Source organism: Clostridium sp. ATCC 25772 (assembly GCF_001573875.1).
In the GTDB taxonomy this organism is placed as follows: Bacteria; Bacillota; Clostridia; order Clostridiales; family Clostridiaceae; genus Clostridium_J; species Clostridium_J senegalense.
In genome coordinates this window covers 1-708 of the sequence record NZ_LFRG01000146.1, presented here as the reverse complement: position 1 = coordinate 708, position 708 = coordinate 1, and the positions used below count along the sequence as shown (strand labels likewise).

The following is a 708-nucleotide window of genomic DNA, read 5'->3' as shown; positions in this document are numbered from 1 at the left end:
GGAAAGAAATCATCTATATAAACTTCTTTTTGAATAGCTTTCAAGTTTGAAGCATTATATGATAATAAATATTCAGCTAAATCCCCTGGAGCTAGGGTATTTATATTCTTAGGAGTTCCATCTTTATAGTATCCTTTTACAAATTGTTTTGTTATAGAACCCACACTTATACTAGAAGATACACTAGAATTATCTGTTACTGTAGATAATGGACCAATAAGAATACCTGATATATTTGTAGTAGCTAAAAATGGGTCAGATGCAACTACAGGAAGATTTAAGGATTGACTGTCTTTTTTTATATCTATAGTAGCTATCAACTTTTGCAGATATCGTAATAGTTTTAGTTGAGTTTTGAGTAGCTAAGCTAAAGTTATAAGTTAAATTAAATCCTTGAAGTATTGGGTCATCAACAACAGATGTAGGTGTTGATGAACTAGAAATATAATATATTCCATCTGGTAAAAAATAATTAACAACTATATTTTGAATCTTATAGTCTAATAAGGGGATAGAGTATGGAAAATTATTTTATTAAACAAACAGAAGACCTTTATTATAGAGCAAATGAAATAATTAACCAATTTTCTATGTTAAAAGCTAATCGTAAAGGTGAAAAATTTGAACTAGATGTGCCAAAAGATTTTAAAAATGAATTTTTTAAACTTGTAGATAAAGTTAGCTTAAGCATCATGGAAGATAAAGATA

Annotated in this window: 1 protein-coding gene and 1 pseudogene; one reads left to right on the top strand and one right to left on the bottom strand. The window is 27.5% G+C overall.

Features of this window, described 5'->3' with window-relative positions:
- Window positions 1–320: hypothetical protein (locus tag AZI32_RS18870; protein ID WP_206406652.1), on the bottom strand; the 320-nt coding region annotated here is incomplete at its 3' end.
- Between the two features lie 198 nt (window positions 321–518).
- Between AZI32_RS18870 and AZI32_RS17235 the strand changes: the two are divergent.
- Window positions 519–708 (top strand): annotated as a pseudogene (locus AZI32_RS17235) (hypothetical protein); the annotation flags it as partial.